Annotated in this window: 13 protein-coding genes; 5 read left to right on the top strand and 8 right to left on the bottom strand. The window is 75.3% G+C overall.

Annotated elements, in window-relative coordinates; all coding sequences use genetic code 11:
* Positions 1 to 161: 161 nt before the first annotated feature.
* A complete protein-coding gene (locus IH54_RS0117490) occupies positions 162 to 1226 on the bottom strand; it encodes a peptidoglycan-binding domain-containing protein (RefSeq protein ID WP_159011906.1) in 1065 nt (354 codons plus the stop codon).
* Between the two features lie 234 nt (positions 1227 to 1460).
* Between IH54_RS0117490 and IH54_RS0117485 the strand changes: the two genes are divergently transcribed.
* From IH54_RS0117485 to IH54_RS45590, 3 genes are all read left to right on the top strand, one after another.
* Positions 1461 to 3512 (top strand): MFS transporter, encoded by a 2052-nt coding sequence (locus IH54_RS0117485; RefSeq protein WP_052397563.1) that lies wholly within the window; start codon positions 1461 to 1463, stop codon positions 3510 to 3512.
* Between the two features lie 103 nt (positions 3513 to 3615).
* Positions 3616 to 4299 (top strand): hypothetical protein, encoded by a 684-nt coding sequence (locus IH54_RS0117480; RefSeq protein WP_031517763.1) that lies wholly within the window; start codon positions 3616 to 3618, stop codon positions 4297 to 4299.
* Between the two features lie 326 nt (positions 4300 to 4625).
* Positions 4626 to 4841: a hypothetical protein gene (locus IH54_RS45590; protein ID WP_159011904.1), complete on the top strand. Its 216-nt coding sequence runs from the start codon at positions 4626 to 4628 to the stop codon at positions 4839 to 4841.
* A gap of 643 nt (positions 4842 to 5484) precedes the next feature.
* On the opposite strand, the gene IH54_RS0117470 is transcribed toward IH54_RS45590, so the two are convergent.
* The 7 genes from IH54_RS0117470 to IH54_RS0117440 all read right to left on the bottom strand — a co-directional run bounded on the left by IH54_RS0117470 (position 5485) and on the right by IH54_RS0117440 (position 12710).
* A complete protein-coding gene (locus tag IH54_RS0117470) occupies positions 5485 to 6300 on the bottom strand; it encodes an ECF transporter S component (protein ID WP_031517759.1) in 816 nt (271 codons plus the stop codon).
* Complete coding sequence (locus IH54_RS0117465) at positions 6297 to 8063, bottom strand: ABC transporter ATP-binding protein (RefSeq protein WP_031517757.1); 1767 nt, start codon at positions 8061 to 8063, stop codon at positions 6297 to 6299. The genes IH54_RS0117470 and IH54_RS0117465 overlap by 4 nt, the downstream gene beginning before the upstream one ends.
* Positions 8060 to 9121: a CbiQ family ECF transporter T component gene (locus tag IH54_RS39880; protein ID WP_052397572.1), complete on the bottom strand. Its 1062-nt coding sequence runs from the start codon at positions 9119 to 9121 to the stop codon at positions 8060 to 8062. The genes IH54_RS0117465 and IH54_RS39880 overlap by 4 nt, the downstream gene beginning before the upstream one ends.
* A 383-nt stretch (positions 9122 to 9504) precedes the next feature.
* Positions 9505 to 10290, bottom strand: coding sequence for an SCO2322 family protein (locus tag IH54_RS0117455; protein ID WP_324607801.1), 786 nt, complete (start codon positions 10288 to 10290; stop codon positions 9505 to 9507).
* Positions 10287 to 11549 carry a prenyltransferase/squalene oxidase repeat-containing protein gene (locus IH54_RS0117450; protein ID WP_031517753.1) on the bottom strand — a complete coding sequence of 421 codons (1263 nt, stop codon included), beginning with the start codon at positions 11547 to 11549 and terminating at the stop codon, positions 10287 to 10289. Before IH54_RS0117450 ends, IH54_RS0117455 begins: the two co-directional genes overlap by 4 nt.
* A 95-nt stretch (positions 11550 to 11644) precedes the next feature.
* On the bottom strand, positions 11645 to 11839 hold the full coding sequence (locus IH54_RS0117445) for a DUF397 domain-containing protein (RefSeq protein WP_031517751.1): 195 nt from the start codon (positions 11837 to 11839) through the stop codon (positions 11645 to 11647).
* A 16-nt stretch (positions 11840 to 11855) separates the two neighbouring features.
* Complete coding sequence (locus IH54_RS0117440) at positions 11856 to 12710, bottom strand: helix-turn-helix domain-containing protein (protein WP_031517749.1); 855 nt, start codon at positions 12708 to 12710, stop codon at positions 11856 to 11858.
* Between the two features lie 445 nt (positions 12711 to 13155).
* Here IH54_RS0117440 and IH54_RS0117435 point away from each other — a divergent pair, with 445 nt between their 5' ends.
* Both IH54_RS0117435 and lanKC read left to right on the top strand, forming a co-directional pair.
* Positions 13156 to 14016, top strand: a complete 861-nt coding sequence (locus tag IH54_RS0117435; protein WP_043181324.1) for an SDR family NAD(P)-dependent oxidoreductase — start codon at positions 13156 to 13158, stop codon at positions 14014 to 14016.
* Between the two features lie 176 nt (positions 14017 to 14192).
* Complete coding sequence (gene lanKC / locus IH54_RS0117430) at positions 14193 to 16994, top strand: class III lanthionine synthetase LanKC (protein ID WP_031517745.1); 2802 nt, start codon at positions 14193 to 14195, stop codon at positions 16992 to 16994.
* The last annotated feature ends 65 nt before the right edge of the window (positions 16995 to 17059 follow it).

Raw genomic sequence — 17059 nt, 5'->3', positions numbered from 1 at the left:
CCACCGAAGCAGAAGCGCGATGCCCCGCCGGGTGACAAGAGGGGCTGCGTGGGGGTACCCCCAGGCGAAGCTATGGGGGAGAACGGCGCGACCAGCCCCCACGCAGGGAAGGTCGCGCGGGACACCGCAACAGGCACCCCGGGGCGCCCCCCCCGGGAGAGCTAACGGTGATGGTGACCGTTGTCGGAGGGCGACGTCGCCGCGACCAGCGCCGCACGCGTGGCGGGGCCGTAGACGCCCGCGGGGTCGCCCTGGACGCCGTACCAGATCTGGAACGTCGCCACAGCCCGCTGAGTGGCCTGGTCGTACGTGCCGTTGACGGGCCCGGCGTAGACCCACACCTGGGTCAGCCGCTGCTGGAGGTCCCTGACCTCCGCCCCGCTCGCGCCGAGCCGCAGCGTGCCGTCGTCCGACGGCGAGGCGACGGGCGGCGAGGCGCTCTGCGAGGGCGTCGCGGTCGCCGTGGCGGAGGGCGGCGCGGTCGTGGCCGTGGCCGTGACCGTGGGCGTCGCCGACGCCTTCGGCGGGGCCGTGGGCGCGGGCGACGTCGTCGCCCGCATGGGCGGGTGGTGGGTGACGGCGACGGGCTCGGTGACGGCCCCGGGCGCGGCGTCCGCGGGCAGCGTGACGTCGGGCGTCGCGGCGGACGGCTCGGGCAGCGCCCGCGTCCCGGCGTTCTCCTCGCCCATGACGGAGCCGGTCACGGCGACCGCCCCGGCGGCGAGCGCGGACGCGGCGACCGCGGCCGCGGCCACGACGATGCCGCGCCGCCTGCGCCGGTGCCGCCCGTGCGCCGCCGCGGCCGCAGCCGCGCCCGCAGTGGCGGATGCGGCGGACCGCTCGCCCCCGCCGCCCCCGGACAGCTCCCCGGCGAGGGGACCGTGCTCGGCGGGATATTCCTCCGCCGCCTCCATCTCCGCGTACGCCGTGGGGAAGAGGCCGAGGTCGGTGGTCGCGGGCCCGCCGTCCGGATCGACGTCTATGAGCGGGCGCGCGGTCGTACCGCCGAGGGTGCCGTCGTCGGAGGGGCCGACGTACGGGCGTACCCGGAGCGGGTGGAAGCCCTCGGTCACGGCGAGCGCGGCGGCGCGCTCCGCCGACCGCTCGGCGGCCCGCCCCGCGCCGTACTCCCCGGAGCTACCGGAGCCACCGGAGCCACCGGCGACCACCGTGCCCTTGATGACCTGGCCGTGCGCACCGCCCGGCCCCCTCGTCACATCGGTCACACCGTCTTCCACGGGCTCGTACGAACCGGCTGCTCGGTGCGGCTGCTGCGGCGCCACTGGGTTCCCCTCCTGCCGTCGTTCGCGCGTTCGCAAAGACGTGTCAGTGATTATGCCGACACACCATGCCGCCGCGCAGCCGGTCCCTCCCCAGTGGCGCACTCCCGCAGGCCGTAGCCGTACGAATGGTGTGAATATGGGAGTCCGACCGTCGGGGGGCGACGCGAGGAGCCGTTGATGGCGCAGGACACCAGCACCGCGGCCGTCGCGCCGGGGGAAGGCCAGGACCGGCGGCAGGTGCGGATCGCCATCGGGGCCCTCGCCCTCGGACTGCTGCTCGCCGCCCTCGACCAGACGATCGTGTCGACCGCGCTGCCGACCATCGTCAGCGAGCTGGGCGGCATCGACCACCTGTCCTGGGTCGTGACCGCCTACCTGCTCGCCTCGACCGCCGCGACCCCGCTGTGGGGCAAGCTCGGTGACATGTACGGCCGGAAGCGGCTCTTCCAGACCGTCATCGTGATCTTCCTGATCGGCTCCGCGCTGTGCGGCGTCGCGCAGAGCATGGGCGAGCTGATCGCCTTCCGTGCGCTCCAGGGCCTGGGCGGCGGCGGGCTGATCGCGCTGTCCATGGCGATCGTCGGCGACATCGTGCCGCCCCGCGACCGCGGCCGCTACCAGGGCGTCTTCGGCGGCGTCTTCGGCGCGGCGAGCGTGCTGGGGCCGCTGCTGGGCGGGGTGTTCACCGAGCAGCTGTCCTGGCGCTGGGTCTTCTACGTCAACCTGCCCATCGGCGCCGTCGCGCTCGCCGTCATCGCCGCCGTCCTGCACATCCCCGCCCGCCGCACGACACACCGCATCGACTACCTCGGCATGGCCACGGTCGCCGCCGCCGCGACCTGCCTGGTGCTGGTCACCTCGCTGGGCGGCAGCACGCTCGCCTGGGGGTCGCCGTCGATCATCGCGCTCGGCGCGGCCGGGGTGCTGCTGGTCGTCGCGTTCGTCGTCATCGAGCGGCGGGCGCAGGAGCCGGTGCTGCCGCCGAAGCTGTTCCGGGTGCGGACGTTCGTCGTCTGCTCGGTGATCTCCTTCATCATCGGCTTCGCCATGTTCGGCGCGATGACGTACCTGCCGACCTTCCTCCAGGTCGTGCACGGCTACTCGCCGACGCTGTCGGGCGTGCACATGATCCCGATGGTCGTCGGTCTGCTGCTGGCGTCCACCGGCTCCGGGCAGATCGTCAGCCGCACGGGCCGCTACAAGATCTTCCCCATCCTCGGCACCGCCGTCACCGCGATCGGCCTGCTGCTCCTGCACACCCTCGACGAGCACACCGCCACCTGGGTGATGAGCCTGTACTTCTTCGTCTTCGGCCTCGGCCTCGGCATGGTCATGCAGGTGCTGGTGCTCGCGGTGCAGAACGCCGTTGGCTACGAGGACCTCGGCTCCGCCACCTCCGGTGCCACCTTCTTCCGCTCCATCGGGGCCTCCTTCGGCGTCTCCGTCTTCGGCACGGTCTTCACCAACCAGCTCTCCCACAAGCTCGCCGCGGCGCTGCGCGGCCTGCCCGTACCGCCCGGCTTCGACCCCGGGCGGCTGCAGGCCGACCCCACGGCCATCGGCAGGCTGCCGGAGAGCGTCAAGGGGCCCGTGCTGCACGCGTACTCGCAGGCCATCACGACCGTCTTCCTGTGGGCGATCCCGGTCGCCGCGCTCGGCTTCGTCATGGCCTGGCTGCTCAAGGAGCAGCCGCTGCGCGGCAGCGTCACCGTGCCCGACGGGGGCGAGACGGTCGGCGTCAACCCCGTGGAGCGCTCCTCGCTCGACGAGATCGCCCGCTGCCTGTCGCTGCTCGGCAGCCGGGACGCGCGGCGCGACCTCTACCAGCGCATCACCCGGCTCGCGGGCGTCGACATCCACCCCGCCACCAGCTGGCTGCTGCTGCGGATCGCGCACGACGGCAGCGCCGACCCGGTCGAGCTCGCCCGCCGCACCACCGTCCCCGCCGAGCTCATCGAGACCGCCGCGGTCGAGGCGGAGGCGGGCGGATACGCGGTACGGTCCGGCAACCCGCTCGTCCTCACCGCCTCCGGCGTCGCCCTCAGCGAGCAGCTCACCGAGGCCCGCCGCTCCGTCCTCGCCGGGCTGCTCGGCGACTGGGACCCCGCCGGGCACGCCGAACTGGCCACGCTCGTCCGCAAGCTCAGCAGCGAGTTGTGCGGCGGCGACGCCGACCGCCCCGAACCGCGGGCCGCCGCCCGTACCGGCTCCTCCCGCACACAGACGTAACCCCCGTGCGGCGGTGGCGCCTTGGGGGTGTCACGGGTTTGCGCGGCGGATTGGCGGCAAGCCGAACGTCTGAGGCCCACATCGGGACAGACGGGAGCAGACCATGTCCACAGGAACGATCATCGCCCTCGCGGTGGCGGTCGTCGTCATCGTCGCGGCGGTCGCGGTCGTCCTCCTCCAGGGCGGCGGCGCGGGCCCCGGCGTGAAGCGGCGCTTCGGCCCGGAGTACGAGCGGACGCTGGCCGTGCACGACGGCGACGCGCGCGCGGCCCGCCGGGAACTCGCCGGGCGCGTCAAGCGCTACCGAGGCATGGAGCGGGCGACGCTCGACGACGACGCGCGGCAGCGGTACGCGGGGCGCTGGACCGCGATCCAGGGGCGGTTCGTCGACGACCCGGGCGCCGCGCTGGCCGAGGCGGAAGCGGTGGTCAGCGAACTCGCGGTGGAATGCGGCTACCCGGCGGCGGATTCGCCCGAGCACGTCGAGGCGCTCTCCGTCCACCACCCGTACCACGTCCAGGGCTACCGGGACGCGCACGCCGCTGCGACCGACGCCTCCCTCGACACGGAGGGGCGGCGCGCCGCCCTCCTCGGCGCGCGGGGCCTTTTCGAGCAGCTGCTCGGGGCGGCCACGCCTGCGGGGTCCGCGGAGTCCGCGGAGTCCGCGGAGTCCGCGGAGTCCGCCGGGGGCGTGGCGGGCGCGGACGGCTCCGCGAAGGTGCCGCTGGGCAAGCGGTTCGCCGCGTTGACCGCGCGGGGGCGGACGACGACGGGGGCGGAGCGGTGAGTGACACGAAGCGGGTGGCGCCGGAGGCGCGGGTAGCGGCGGAGGCGCGGAAGACGCCGGAGGTGCGGGAGGCGTCGGAGACGCGGAAGACACCGGAGGTACGGGAGACACCGGAGGTGCGGAAGGCGGCGGAGACGCCGGAGGCGGCGGAGGTGCGGAAGACGCCGGAGGTACGGGAGACGCCGGAGGGAGCTGATTCCGCTCCCTCAACCTCTTCCGCTCCCTCTTCCGGCGGGCCGCGTGCCGCGCGGGCGCTGCCTGCCCTGCCGGGCGGTACGGGTGGTGCGGGCAGTACGCGCGGTGCGGGGGGCGAGCTGGAGGAGCGGATGGAGAAGGCGGTGCTCGCCTTCGTCGACGAGCCGCAGGGTGCGGTGGGGGAGGCGGAGGAGGTTCTCGCCGAGGCCCTCGACCGCGCCGAGCGCGCGGTGGCCGGTGCGCGGGCCGCGGTCGCGCAGGGCGGCACCGACACGGAAGCGCTGCGCTTGGCTTTGCGCCGGTATCGCGCCTTGACCTCTCACCTTCTGGCGCTGCCCACGCCGTGAGCCTTGGCGTTCGGCCGCTCGGCCCGGCGGGTGCCCTCGCCCTGCCGGGCGGCCGTCCGTGCCGGGACCTTGCGGTGGGTGGGGGCTGGTCGCGCCCGCGCGGCGTCGGCCGCACATCGGATGCAGCCTCGCGCCCCTGTTGTTGCCCGGCGGGGCATCGCGCTTCTGCTTCGGTGGGTGGGGTCGGGTGCCACTCCGGGGGTACCTCCTCGGAATGCGCGTTCGCCCTCTTCCGTAGTGGCTGAGGGGCTGGGAAGCGCATTCCTGCGGGGGCACCCCCGGATCGCCCCCCTCCCGACGTCTCGTCGGCGGCTGCCCGCCGGTGGGGGCGGGGGTGGGTGGCGCATCGTCCCCCTCCCCCGTCGTGTCGGCGGCCGCCCGCCCGTGGGGGGTGGGGGTGGGTGGGGTGATCGTCCCCCCTCCTCCTGCGTTGCGTTGGTCGCGTTCCGTCCGGTGGGGTGGGTGGGGTAGTCGTCCCCCTCCTCGTGGGTTTCGTCGGCGGTTGCCTGCCGGTGGGGGCTGTTTCGGGGACTGCGGTTCGCCCCGATGGCGGGTCACCCCCACAGGTGGCCGTCAGCCGACGTCCTGTCTGCACGGGTGGTAGGGGTGGGAAAACACCCCGCGCCGCAGGCGCGGGAGGCCCCTACCGCGCCGGAGGCGTGAAGGTGAGTTCGGGGGAGAAGACCGCGCGGCGCGTTGCGCGGCGGAGGGCGGCGAGGACGGGCGGGCCGAGGGTGAAGGAGAGGACGGCCGTGAGGGCGGCCCGCGGGAGGTCCCAGCCCAGGGAAGTGGTGAGGCAGTAGGTGGTGAACCTCGCCAGGTTCGCGGCAAGCGATATGTGCGGGGAGTAGCTGATGTCCGAGGCGAGGCCGCCGATGTAGGGCCAGCCCTGGAGGTTCATCACCGTGCCGTACGCCACCGCGGCCACCGCCCCGTACCCCGCGAGCAGTGCGAGTTCGCGGCGCCCGCGCAGGGATGGCCAGGGCAGCAGCCCCGCCCCCGTCGTCACCCAGCCCATCGCGAGCATCTGGAACGGCAGCCAGGGTCCGACGCCCCCGGTGAGCAGCGCGGACGCGAACATCGTGAGGGAGCCGAGGGTGAAGCCGAAGCCGGGACCCAGGACCCGGCCGGAGAGCACCATCAGGAAGAACATCGGCTCGATGCCCGCCGTGCCCGCGCCCAGGGGCCGCAGCGCCGCACCGGCGGCGGCGAGCATGCCGAGCATCGCGACGGCCTTGGGGTCCATGCCGTTGTCGCCGATCGTGGCGATGACGACGGCGACGAGCAGCGGCAGCAGCGCCGCGAAGAGCCAGGGCGCGTCGGCGCTGTGCGCGGCCACGGCCGAACCGTGCGCGGCGAGCAGCGGCCAGCAGAAGGCGGCGACGCCGACGAGCGAGACGAGCCCGAGGACGACGACCGCACGCGGCCCGAGTCGTACGGGGTCGGTACGGCGGCTCATGGCGTCGCCTCCAGCGCTCGGGCGACCTGGGCGACCGTCAGCCAGGGGGAGGGGGCGAGGATCTTCGCCGTCTGGGGGGCGAAGGCCGGGGAGGACAGGACGACGTCGGGGGTGGGGCCGTCGGCGACCGGTTCGCCGTCGGCGAGGATCACGACGCGGTCGGCGAGGTCTGCGGCGAGTTCCACGTCGTGCGTGGCGAGCACGATCGCGTGGCCCGCGGCGGCGAGCGCGCGCAGGTGGGTCACCAGGCGGGCCTTCGCCGCGTAGTCCAGCCCGCGGGTCGGCTCGTCGAGGAGCAGCACCGGCGGGTTCGCGGTGAGGACGACGGCGAGCGCGAGGGAGAGCCGCTGGCCCTCGGAGAGGTCGCGCGGGTGGACGTCGTCCGGTACGCCGGGCAGCAGGTCCGCGACGAGCGCGCGGCAACTGCCGGGCGGCGCGGCGGCGTCCCGGTCAGCGGCGGCGCACTCGGCGGCGACGGTGTCCGCGTACAGCAGGTCGCGTGGCTCCTGCGGGACGAGCCCGACGCGGTGCAGCAGCTGCGCGGGGCGCGTCCGGTGGGGTACGGCGCCGCCGACGGTCACCGAACCCCCGGACGGGGCGTGCAGGCCGACGAGGGTGGACAGGAGCGTGGACTTCCCGGCGCCGTTGCGGCCCATGAGGGCGACCGTCTCCCCGGCCCGTACGGTGAGGTCCACCCCCCGCAGTGCCTCGACCCGCCCACGGCGTACGGCCAGCGCCTCGGCCCGTACGAGCACGTCCCCGCCGAGGCCGCTGCGACCCGCGCCGTCCGTGCGCCGCAGCAGCCCCCGGACGCGTACGGCCCCCGGGGCGTCGGCGGTACGACCCGCACCCGGCGTGGCGGGCGTCGCGGGTGTGCTGCCCGGCCCTTCCGGCACTGCGGGTGTACTGCCCGACGCCCCCCGTGCCGGCTCGCTCCGCGGGGCCAGGCCCTCCAGGCGGGCGCGCAGGGGGGCCGCCGCGCGGCGGGCGTCGCGGACGGAGAGGGGGAGGGGGGACCAGCCCGCGAGGCGGCCGAGGGCGACGACCGGGGGGTGGACGGGGGAGACGGCCATCATCGCGGCGGGGTCGCCCACCTCGGGCGGGGCGCCCGGCGCGGGGAGCAGCACCACCTGGTCCGCGTACTGGACGACGCGCTCCAGGCGGTGCTCCGCCAGCAGCACCGTCGTGCCGAGGTCGTGCACGAGCCGCTGCAGCACCCCGAGCACCTCCTCCGCCGCGCCCGGGTCCAGCGCGGACGTCGGCTCGTCCAGCACCAGCACCTTCGGGTGCACGGTCAGCACCGAGCCGATCGCCACCCGCTGCTGCTGCCCGCCGGACAGTGTCGCGATGGGGCGGTCGCGCAGCTCGGCCAGGCCCAGCAGGTCGAGGGTCTCCTCGACGCGCCGCCGCATCGTCTCCGGCGGCACCCCCAACGACTCCATGCCGTAGGCGAGTTCGTCCTCGACGGTGTCCGTCACGAAATGCGACAGCGGGTCCTGCCCCACCGTGCCGACGACGTCCGCGAGATCGCGCGGCCGGTGCGTACGGGTGTCGCGCCCGGCGACGCTCACCCGCCCGCCCAGGTGCCCGCCGGTGAAATGCGGCACCAGGCCGCTCACCGCGCCCAGCAGCGTCGACTTGCCGACCCCGGACGGCCCGACGACCAGGCACATCTCGCCCTCGGGTACCTCGAAGTCGACCCCGCTCAGGGCGGGTTCCGCGCCCTCCGCGTAACGGAAGGACACCTGCTCGAAGCGGATCACCGCGTCTCTCCTTCCGGGCGCCTCGCGCTCCTCGGGGCCGCCACCACGGCCGGGACCAGGCCGAGCAGGACGCACGCCGCGGGCCACAGCGGCAGCGTCGGCGCGGTCAGCGGCACCGCGGGCGGGTCCAGCGCGTCGGGCGCGTAGGTCGCCGCGGCGATCATCGCGGCCGCGACCGCCGCGCCCGAGCCCGCCACCAGCCATGCGCGGGTGCCCCACGGGTCGGGGCGGTAGCGCGTGCGCGGCGAGCGGCGCCCGCCCAGCCGCAGTCCCGCCAGGGCCGCCGCGAGGCCCAGCAGCAGCACCGGCAGCCCGTAGTCCGCACCGCTGCCGCTTGCCGCGAGCAGCCCGTACGTCCCCGCGCACACCCCGAGCAGGCCGCCGACGGTCAGCGCGGCGGTGGCCCGGCGTACGGCGGGCGGTACGTCGGCCGTACGCCCGTAGCCGCGCGCGTCCATCGCGGCGGCCAGCGCGACGGACCGCTCCAGCGCGCCCTCCAGCACCGGCAGGCCCACCTGGAGCAGTGCCCGCACCCCGCGGTCGTCCCGGCCGCGCAGCCGGCGTGCGGCGCGCAGCCGCGCCACGTCGGCGACCAGGTGCGGGGCGAAGGTCATCGCCACGACCACGGCGACGCCCGCCTCGTACAGCGCGCCCGGCAGCGACTTCAGCAGCCGGGCGGGGTTCGCGAGGGAGTTCGCGGCGCCGAGGCAGACCAGCAGCGTCGCGAGCTTCAGGCCGTCGCGCAGCGCGAAGACCACCGCCTCGGCGGTGACCCGCCCGCCCAGCCGCACACCCTGCGCCCAGCCCGGCAGCGGGACCTCGGGGAGTGTGACGAGGGTGTGCGTGCCGGGGATCGGCGAGCCGAGCACGACCGCGAAGACGACGCGGATCGCGAGGACGAGCAGGCCGAGGCGGAGGAAGGTCCCGTAGGAGCGGGACCAGGGGGCGTTGTCGGTGCGGGCGGCGGCGACCACGTAGGCGGTCACCGCCGTGACCAGGGCGAGGAGCAGCACGTTCGTCGTGCGGCTCGCCGCGGTGGCCAGGCCGAGGGCCCAGATCCACCAGGCCCCGGCATGAAGGGTTTCCCGCCGGGTGGGGGTTCCGCCGGGGGCGGGGCCCTGAGGCGTCCTGTTCCTTCCGCCGGGGGCGGGGGTCCGGGGTGGCGGCCCTGCGCTGCCGGGGGCCGCGGACTCCCCCCGCCGGGTGGGGGCGGCCCGGTGGGGCGGGACCTTCCCGCCGGGGGCGGATTCCCCGGGGGGTGCCTCGTCCCGTCGGGACGGGATCTTCCCCGTGCCTTCGGCCGGGCGCGCGGTTCTCCCCCGGAGCCTCGCCCGGGAGGTGCCCCCAGGCGTCCCGGGTGTGGGTGCTGCCGGCTCCGCGCGGCGGTCGGTGTCGGGCTCGCGCCCCTGCGGGGTGCGGTCCTCCGGGTGGGGCGACGCGGTCATCGGCGGCGGCGGAACTGCCAGGTGGCTGCCAGGGCCAGGGCGGCGACGGCGGCGGCGCCCGCGAGGAGGCCGAGGGAGGGGCCGGAGTGGCTGGAGGTGGGGGACGCGGAGGTGGAGGTGACCTCGTCGCCGCAGCCCGCGGCGGGGTAGCCGGTGATGGCGCACAGGACGCCGGCGGAGTTGTAGCGCAGCGGCTTGGCCACGGCGGCGAGGGCGTCGGCGGAGGAGGCCGCGGTGGGGACCTGCGCGCAGGCGGTGCGGGCGGGGGGCGGGGGCGTGCCGCGGTCGGGGGCGTCCGCACCGGTGCCCGGGTCGATGACGAGGGCGACGCGCTTGCGGCCCGCGACCGCGGGCGTGTCCGCGCAGATGGTCGCGAAGTCCGCGGTGCCGCGCGGCTGGACGGCCTTGGCGGCGGCGTCCTTGCTCACCGCGAAGCGCCAGCCCTCCACGCTGCCGTCGGCGGGTATGTGCATGGCCGGGCCGGTCTGCGCGTACGTCCACGTCGCGCCCGAGCGCAGCCAGTAGGACCAGTAGCGGTAGCCGGCGGCGTGCGCGGGCGCGGCGAGGCCGAGCAGCAGCAGCGCCGCGGTCGCCGCGGCGGCGGGGAGGACGGCGAAGCGGCGGCGCGCGGTCCGTGCCGGGAGGGCGGCGCGGCGGCGTACGGCCTCCGCGGGGGAGGCGGGACGGGGCGGTCCCGCGGGGGCGGGGGACCGGCGGCGTTCCCCCTCCGCCGGGGTGGCGGACCGGTCGGGTGTAGCCCCTGCGGGGTGGTCGGGGGTCATGGACGGCGTCGCTTGCGGCCGCTGAGGAGGAGGCCGAAACCGGCGCTCGCGACGAAGACGACGCCGACGATGATCCAGGTCGTGGCGCTGGACGACAGGCCGTCGTCCTTCTTGTCGTCGGAGCGCAGTTCGGCGCCGGTCGCGCGCTTGGTGGCGGCCGGGCCGAGGGCGATGAGCTGGGGGAGCGGGTCGTCGGCGCCGGAGGCGCGGGGGGACTGCGCGGCGTTCGCGGCGAGGACCAGCTGCGCGAGGGCGGCGGGGTTTCCCTTGGCCCAGGCAGCGGAGTTGGCGGCAAGCCACGTGTAGGTCCGCTGGGCCTCCGTCACGTGGCCGGCGTTGGCGAGGCCCACGACGGCGTCGGCGGTGGTGCCGTAGTCCGGGACCGGCGCCGTCGCACCGGGGGTGACGGCGGTGAGGTGGCCGCCGCCCTTGGCGACCTGGGCGGCCAGCCAGGTGCCGGCCGCCGCCGCCGTGCCCACCGGGTCGAGTGAGGCGTAGGCGTCGGGGTCCGCGGCGCAGTCGGGGGCGGTGGGCGTGGTCGTGGCGGTCTCGGTGACCTGCCGGCCGGCGAGGCGTGCGTCGGCCAGGCCGCGCAGGGCGTCGGCGGTGGCCTTCGCGTTCGGGACGAGCTTGCCGTCCGTGCCGGGGTAGCCGAAGGCGCCGCGGTCGGCGGGCGCGGCCGAGCAGCCGAACTGGAAGCCGCGCAGCGCGTCGTAGGGCGACTTGCCCTTGGCGTTGGGCTTGCGGGCGGCGTCCGCGCCGATTCCGGCGATGACGACTGCGGTGGAGTCGGGGTCGGAGGGGCCGCCGGGGTTGTACGACCAACCGCCGTCGGCGTTCTGCACCTTGGCCAGCCAGTCACGCGCGCGTTTGACCGCGGGACTCCCGGCGCCGGTCAGCTGGAGCGCCTGGAGGGCCATGCCGGTGGCGTTGGTGTCCTCGGTCTTCGGGTCGCAGGGCTTGGCCGTGTCCGCGCGGTAGGAGGGCCAGCCGCCGTCCGCGCACTGCTGGGCGAGCAGCCAGGAGGAAGCCCGGCCGTTGACGAAGTAGCCGCCCATGGACACGGCTATCTCCGCGTAGCCCTGCCGCCACACCCCGTCGTACGTCGGGTCGCCCGCGCCGTAGAGGTCCGCGCGTGTGACGGGCGGGGTGCTCGGCGCGGCGGGCGGCGTGGTGTCCGCGAGCGCGGCGGGCGCGGCCAGGGCCGTGAGCGTCGAGGCGGCGGTCACCAGCAGGGCGGCGCGGCGGCGCAGGGACATGGGAGCGGGCCTTTCCGGGACGGGGGATCCCTCACCCTAACGTGCGGCCTTCGGCCGGCCGTGGCGGGCTCCGGCGCCGGGCGGGCGCCGGAGTGTCAGCCGGCGGCCGAGCCCCGTTTGATCGCCTGGAGGAAGCGGGCCAGCGCGCCGGGCGTCGTGGACAGCACGACGCCCGGATCGTCACTCTCCCGTATCAGCACCGTGCCACCCGCCGTGGCGGCGACCTCCACACAATCGCCCGAATCGTTCGAGTACGTGGATTTCTGCCAGGTCGTGGTATGCGCGGTCATCGGCTGCCTTCGGATGTCAGAGGTCTCGGGCGACGGCGTGGATGAAGTCCCGCGACTGGGACTCGTCGAGCGCGGCTGCGGCGAGACGCTGGTGAATGACGCGGTAGTTGGCCAGGTGCGGCGCGGCGTGCAGGAAGATCGGGCCGGGCGAGGAGTCCATCTGCACCGTGTCGAGGGCGGGCACGGCGCCGCACACGTACAGGTGGACGTGGCCGGAGCTGAAGTACGCGTGGGTGGCGAAGGGTACGACCCGGACGCTTATCCGCGGCAGGTGGCTCAGCTCCACCAGGTGGTCGAGCTGCGCCCGGGCGATCTTGGGGCCGCCGTAGCCCATCCGCAGCGCCGCTTCGTGGATCACCGCCTCGTACGGCGCCGCCGAATCCCGGTAGAGGACGCCGCTGCGTTCCAGCCGGTGGGCGATACGGGCCTCCAGCTCGGCCTGCGGCAGCGGCAGGACCGTGTTGCTGAACATCGTGCGGGTGTAGTCCTCGGTCTGGAACACCCCGGGGATGTGGGTGATCTGGACGGCGCGCATCGAGGTGCCGTGGAACTCCAGCTCGGCGATGTCCAGGATCGGGGCCGGCACGATCCCCCGGTAGGCCTCCCACCAGCCCTTGCGGCCGATGCCGTTGGCCATCACCACCAGCGCGTCGATGAGGGCCTCGTCACCGCACTGGTAGAACGACGCGAGGCGCCGCAGCCGCTCCTCGCTGACGCCGAGCCGCCCGGCCTCGATGTGGCTGACCTTGGCCGGGTCGGTGCCGAGCAGACGGGCGGTGTCGCGGGCGGTGATTCCGGCTGCCTCGCGCATCTTCCGTAGCTCCGCACCGAGGCGCTCCTGACGGGCGGTTGCGGTGCTTCTGAGCGGCATGGTGTCCCTTCTTGACTCTGGTTCGAGTGTGCCGTTCCGCTCACGCCGGGTCCAGATCGTTTCTGGAAATTTCGGCGACAAGGTTGCAGAGGGGCAGTATTGCCCCATAAGGTTCGGCGGTACATATGTTCTCGGACAGTCAACTCCCTTATGGCGTACGGGTGTTGACGGGGTACGGGTTGTCGCGGTCTTTTCGCGCGGTGCGGGCCGCGCCGGGTGCCCGGAGGCCCCCGGATGGCCGAAGAGCATCAGTCGGACGGCGTCGGGTCGGGCGGGCGTCCGGTTGACGCGGAGGCGGGGTCCGGCGGTCGACGCGGAGGCGGGGCCCGGCGGTTGCCGCCGCCGATCCTGGTGCCGGCGCCACCAGTAGGAACCCCACTCTTCACGGCTGCCGCCAACCGGCCGAGGGTGAAAGGGAGTCCACTCCCACCGAAAGGCACGTCCCTTGTCGCACACAGCCACCCCGCCCGCCAGGTCCGTGCTGGTCACGGGAGCAACCGGCGGCCTCGGGTTCGCCGTCACCCGGCGGCTCGCCGCCGAGGGCTGGACGGTCCACGCGGCCCACCGCGCCCCCCAGGACGCGCCGCGGCTCGCCCAACTCCCCGGCGACGTACGCCCCGTCGTCCTCGACGTCACCGACGACGCGAGCGTGCGAGGCGCCGCGGAGCAGGTCGGAGGCCGCCTCGACGGGCTGGTCAACAGCGCGGGCCTGATCGTGCAGGGCTTCTGGGAGCAGGTGCCCGGCGACGCGCTGCGCCGGCAGTTCGACGTCAACGTCCTCGGGCTGATGGCCGTCACCCGCGCGGTGCTGCCCGCCGTCCGGGCGGGCGGCGGGCGGATCGTCAACATCGGCGCCCTCAGCTCGCTCGTCGCCCTCCCCTTCTTCGGCCCGATCGCCGCCTCCAAAGCCGCACTCGCCTCGCTCACCGACTCACTGCGGATCGAACTGCGGCACCAGGGCGTGCGCGTGGCCCTCGTGGAACCCGGCGCGATGCGGACCGGGATCTTCGACCGCGCCGTCCGCTCCGCGCAGGCGGACGGCCTCGCGGGCGGGCCCGACGTCGAACGCCGCTACGCCCGCGCGGTGGAGGCCGCGGCCGCGTCCGTCGCCGCGAGCAAGCTGCACCCGGTGGACGCGGCCGTCGACGCCGTCCGGCACGCCCTCACCGCGCGCCGCCCCCGTACCCGCTACCTCGTGGGGCCGGACGCCCGCACCGTCCGCGTCGCCCGGCGGCTGCCCACCGCGGTCCGCGACCGGGCGCTGCTGTCCGCGCTCAAGCTCACGCCCGCCTCCTTCGGCAACTGAGCGGCCGCGCGCCCTCTCCGGCACGCCCGCCGGACTACGCCGACCCCGCCCCCGGACTACGCCGACGCGCCCGCCGGACCCGTGCGTTCCGCACGGCCAGGAGGTGACAACAGTGACTTCTCCGCCCGCCCGCCGATATGGAAATCTCGTGTCCGTCACCGCCACAAGGGGGATCGATGGACAACCGCTACGAGGTTTTCTGCCTCGCGGACCGGCATTTCTACGAAAGCCTCGACCGGCTTCCCATGGCCGTGTCCGGTGATTCCGCTTCGGCATCCGGTGCGGTGGGCGGCGCGGTGTCGGGCGCGGTCTCGGGAGAGGGGCCGGTCCGGACGCCGGTCGCCGCCTTCGAGACCGCGCAGCGCGATGTGCCGGACGGCTGGCGCACCCTCCGGGTCGGGGACTGGCTGCACCTCGACCCGGGCCCGGCCGTCGGCGCGGACGCCAGCTCCGGCGGGGGCGAACGCCCCCTGCAGGGCTGGAAGATCCATGTCTCCGCCGGCCTCGGCAACGCCGACAAGGTGGCCGCCAAGGTGTGGGACCACTGCGTGCCCCGTGGCATTCCGTTTAAATTCGTGCCCAGCCCGCAGCTGCTGCACCTGCGCAATTCGAAATATGCCGGGCGCGACACCAGCGGAAAGTTCGTCACCATCTACCCGGACGGCGAACCGCAGTTGCGCGAGATCCTCGAAGAACTCGGCGAACTCCTCGACGGCGAACCCGGCCCGTACATCCTCACCGACCTGCGCTGGCGCGAGGGCCCGCTCTACGTGCGCTACGGGGCCTTCGCCAAACGCTTCTGCGTCGGCGAGCACGGCACGCTGGTCTCAGCGATCGAGGACGCCGAGGGCCGGCTCGTCCCCGACAGCCGCGCGCCCGCCTTCCACGTACCGGAGTGGGTGACGCTGCCGGACTTCCTGCGCCCGCACCTGAAGGCGCGCAACGCCACGACCGTCGGCGAACTCCCGTACCGCATCGAGAAGGCACTGCACTTCTCCAACGGCGGCGGGGTCTACACCGCGATCGACACCCGCACCGGGGAGAAGGTCGTCCTCAAGGAGGGCCGCCCGCACGCCGGGCTCGCCTCCGACGGCGCCGACGCCGTCACCCGCCTGGAGCGCGAGCGCGACGTGCTGCGCGCGCTCGGCGGGTCGGGCGTCGCGCCCGAGGCACGCGACTGGTTCACCCTCGGCGACCACCGCTTCCTGGTCATGGAATTCCTCGAAGGCAAGCCGCTCAACAGCTACTTCGGCCACCGCCACCCGCTGCTCACGCCCGAGCCCGACCCGGAGGCCGTCGCCGGCTACACGCGCTGGGCGCTTCGGATCCACAAGGGCGTGGAGCGGGCCGTCGCCGCGGTCCACGCGCGCGGCCTCGTCGTCAACGACCTGCACATGTACAACGTCATGGTCGGCCCCGACGACGAGTCCGTCCGCCTCCTGGACTTCGAGGCGGCGACAGACGCCGGAGACGGGCGCGGCCAGTCCGTCGCCCACCCCGGCTTCATGGCGCCCCCCGACCGCCGCGGCACGGCCGTCGACCGCTACGCCCTCGCGTGCCTGCGCCTGGCCCTCTTCCTCCCCGTCACCACCCTCCTGCCGATCGACCGTACGAAGGCGGCCCATCTGGCGGAGGTGATCGCCGGGCAATTCCCGGTGCCCCACGCGTGGTTGGCGGAGGCGGTACACGAGATCACCCGTGAGGAAGGCCCGGGGGAGGCTGCGGGCGGGGGACCCGCGGCCGGGCCGGGGGCGGTGGCGCCGTCCGGGCGGGAGGACGCCCCCGAGCAGGGGCCCGCGGCCCGGCCGGCGCCGACCGGGGCCGCCCGCACGGCGGTCGGCCGCTCGCGCGGCTACCTGCCCGTCGACGTCGGGGACTGGCCCGCGGCACGCGACGCCATGGCCCACGCGATCCTCGCGTCCGCGACACCGCGGCGCGACGACCGGCTCTTCCCCGGCGACATCGCACAGTTCGGCGACGGCGGCGGCCTCGGGATCGCGCACGGCGCCGCCGGCGTGCTGCTCGCCTTCGCCGAGACCGGGCTGCCCCGCTACCCCGAGGGCGAGCGCTGGCTCCTGGACCGCACCGCGCCGCCCCCGAACGGCACCCCGCTCGGCCTCTACGACGGCGTCGCCGGGATCGCGTACGTCCTCGACCGGCTCGGCCACACCGACCGCGCGCTCGACCTCGTCCACACCCTGCTCGCCGAGAAGTGGCAGCACCTCGCCTCCGACCTGTACGGCGGCCTCGCCGGCCTCGGCCTGGTCCTGGACGGCCTCGCCCGCAGCACCGGCGACATCTCGCTGCGCGACCGCGCCCTGGAGGCCGCCGGCATCGTCGCCGCCCGGCTCTCCGGCGGCACCCCGCGCGCCGGGCTCATGCACGGGGCGACCGGCGCCGCGCTGCTCTTCGTACGCCTCTACGAGCGCACCGGCGCGCGCGGCCTGCTCGTGCACGCCGCCCGCGCGCTGTCCCTCGACCTCGACCGCTGCGTGCACACCGCCGCGGGCGGCCTCGACGTCGACGAGGGCTGGCGCACCATGCCGTACCTCGGCGACGGCAGCGCGGGCATCGGCATGGTCCTCGACGACCTGCTGCCGCTCGCCCGGCACGCCGGGACCCTCACCCCCGACGACGCCGTCCGCTTCGAGCAGGCCCGCACCGACATCGTGCGCGCCGCCACGCTCCGGCTGTACGCCCAGCCCGGCCTCCTCGCCGGCCGGGCCGGCACGCTGCTGCACCTCGCGCGCACGCGCACCCCCGTGCCTGCCGGGGCGCTCGCCGAGCAGACCGGCGCGCTCGGCTGGTACGGCATGCCGTACGGCGGCGGGCTCGCCTTCCCCGGCAACCAGATGATGCGGCTCTCCATGGACCTCGGCACCGGCACCGCCGGCTGCCTGCTCGCCCTGGGAGCCGCGACCGGCGGCGCCGCCGCCGCGGGGTTGCCCTTCCTCCCGCCCTTCACGGGCGGCTCCTGAACCGGGCCCGGCCACTCGCGGCCGGGACCGCGCACCACCCATCCACGCACGACCGACGAAGGGAC

Origin of the sequence: Streptomyces sp. NRRL F-5123, from assembly GCF_000721495.1 — a bacterium.
In the GTDB taxonomy this organism is placed as follows: domain Bacteria; phylum Actinomycetota; class Actinomycetes; order Streptomycetales; family Streptomycetaceae; genus Actinacidiphila.
Note: the sequence above shows the minus strand (reverse complement) of the source record. Positions and strands in the feature narration are given on the sequence as shown.

Bases quoted from the DNA above. Each gene is read 5' to 3' on its own strand.
- IH54_RS0117480 (WP_031517763.1), top strand. From the start codon at position 3,616: ATGTCCACAGGAACGATCATCGCCCTCGCGGTGGCGGTCGTCGTCATC.
- IH54_RS0117445 (WP_031517751.1), bottom strand. From the start codon at position 11,839: ATGACCGCGCATACCACGACCTGGCAGAAATCCACGTACTCGAACGAT.
- IH54_RS0117455 (WP_324607801.1), bottom strand. From the start codon at position 10,290: ATGACCCCCGACCACCCCGCAGGGGCTACACCCGACCGGTCCGCCACC.
- IH54_RS0117485 (WP_052397563.1), top strand. From the start codon at position 1,461: ATGGCGCAGGACACCAGCACCGCGGCCGTCGCGCCGGGGGAAGGCCAG.
- IH54_RS45590 (WP_159011904.1), top strand. From the start codon at position 4,626: ATGGAGAAGGCGGTGCTCGCCTTCGTCGACGAGCCGCAGGGTGCGGTG.
- IH54_RS0117450 (WP_031517753.1), bottom strand. From the start codon at position 11,549: ATGTCCCTGCGCCGCCGCGCCGCCCTGCTGGTGACCGCCGCCTCGACG.
- IH54_RS0117470 (WP_031517759.1), bottom strand. From the start codon at position 6,300: ATGAGCCGCCGTACCGACCCCGTACGACTCGGGCCGCGTGCGGTCGTC.
- IH54_RS0117440 (WP_031517749.1), bottom strand. From the start codon at position 12,710: ATGCCGCTCAGAAGCACCGCAACCGCCCGTCAGGAGCGCCTCGGTGCG.
- lanKC (WP_031517745.1), top strand. From the start codon at position 14,193: ATGGACAACCGCTACGAGGTTTTCTGCCTCGCGGACCGGCATTTCTAC.